The organism is Bradyrhizobium sp. MI1.11 (assembly GCF_055811255.1).
Genome location: NZ_JBVVPM010000197.1, coordinates 1 through 593 on the forward strand (window position 1 = coordinate 1; position 593 = coordinate 593).

Annotated in this window: 1 protein-coding gene; it reads right to left on the reverse strand. The window is 59.5% G+C overall.

All coding sequences use genetic code 11. The annotated features are described in order from the left end of the window. A partial coding sequence (locus AC0L30_RS43090) for a flagellin N-terminal helical domain-containing protein (RefSeq protein WP_473406800.1) occupies positions 1-197 on the reverse strand: 197 nt, incomplete at its 3' end. Positions 198-593: the final 396 nt, after the last annotated feature.

Sequence of the window (593 nt, forward strand, 5' to 3'; positions counted from 1 at the left end):
CCATCGAGCAGATTGTTGATGTCGCTGGCGCGGTTGTCGAGCGACTGCGCCGTGAAGAAGTTGGTGGGGTTGTCGAGCGCCGAGTTCACCTTCTTGCCAGTCGACAGACGGGACTGGGTGGTGGCGAGCAGGTCGGCGGTGGACTGGAGAGAGAGCAGGTTCTGGCGAACCGACGCAGAGAGAACAATACCGGACATGACTTTTACCCTTCTGGTTTACGCGTCTTCGTTCGATCGCTTCGGATCGAGTGACGCGCACAGCCTGAGGGGACATGGCTAACAAAAGGTGAAACCCGTTCTCGCACCGTAAGCGCTGGTTCACCATAAGGCTGCGGAAACACGCCGAGATCGGTGGCGATCGAGCTGAAACTGCTAGCTTTTTGCGGCGTTTGCTCCCCGTTAACCATAACCAACGGTTACTTTTTGGAGCGGCCAGAGCACTTCTCGGTCGGCCCGCGCAAAAGAAAACGGCGGGGCCGAAGCCCCGCCGCCATGACTTGATTGCGATGTCAGCCGCTATTAGCGGAGCAGCTGGAGCACGCTCTGCTGCGACTGGTTGGCCAGCGACAGCGCGGAGACCGCGATCGACTGACG